The organism is Kosakonia sp. H7A (assembly GCF_003028445.1).
Lineage (GTDB): Bacteria > Pseudomonadota > Gammaproteobacteria > Enterobacterales > Enterobacteriaceae > Kosakonia > Kosakonia radicincitans.
Genome location: NZ_PYTZ01000136.1, coordinates 1 through 437 on the forward strand (window position 1 = coordinate 1; position 437 = coordinate 437).

A 437-nucleotide genomic window follows, 5' to 3' on the forward strand; every position below is an offset into this window, starting at 1 on the left:
CCTCGCCGAACACCAGGCGCCGGTAGGAATTCACGTTCGGCGCGAAGAACGCCATCGCCATCGGCACGTACTTCTGCAGGCCGCCCAGGTAATGCAGGAAGGTCTGGCTCAGGCCATCGTGCAGCTTGCCGCTGAAGACGTTGCGGCCCTTGGCATCGAGCAGGCTCTGGTGGATGTGCATCGCACTGCCCGGCTCGGTTTCCATCGGCTTGGCCAGGAAGGTGGCGTACACGCCGTGACGCATCGCCGCCTCGCGCATGGTGCGCTTGAACAGGAATACCTGGTCGGCGCGCGAGAGCGCATCGGCATGGGTGAAATTGACCTCCAGCTGCGCGGCGCCGGATTCGTGGATCAACGTGTCCACGTCCAGCTCCATCGCATCGCAGTAGTCGTACATCAGGTCCAGTATCGGGTCGAACTCGTTGACCGCGTCGATG

The 437-nt window shown here is 63.2% G+C and carries 1 pseudogene; it reads right to left on the reverse strand.

What is annotated here, in order from left to right:
- A pseudogene (locus tag CWM66_RS28595) lies at window positions 1–437 on the reverse strand (hypothetical protein); the annotation flags it as partial.